Annotated in this window: 1 protein-coding gene; it reads left to right on the top strand. The window is 40.3% G+C overall.

Going from position 1 to position 258, the window contains the following annotated elements:
• A partial coding sequence (locus tag AAEY57_RS20420; protein ID WP_350608714.1) for a hypothetical protein occupies positions 1 to 258 on the top strand: 258 nt, incomplete at both ends.

Genomic DNA, 258 nt, shown 5'->3' with positions numbered 1-258 from the left:
CTACAAACTTTATTTAGCCAAGACGGCGATGATCAATTTGTTGCTTATATTGGTAAGCGTAACGTTGAAGGTGGTCCACGAGAAGATAACCTTGAGCATACGTCATACAGAATCTTAACCGGTATGGAAGGTGAGATTAACGATAGCTGGTCTTACGATATTAGCTATAACTACTCTGCAACAACATCAAGCTCAGTTTATAAAAATGATTTACTTTCGCCGAAAATTGCTCCACGCGTTGGTGCTGTAGGTACAGAG

The sequence above is a fragment of the Pseudoalteromonas sp. MER144-MNA-CIBAN-0113 genome (assembly GCF_040308965.1).
Lineage (GTDB): Bacteria > Pseudomonadota > Gammaproteobacteria > Enterobacterales > Alteromonadaceae > Pseudoalteromonas > Pseudoalteromonas tetraodonis.
This window is presented reverse-complemented; position numbering and strand designations above follow the sequence as displayed.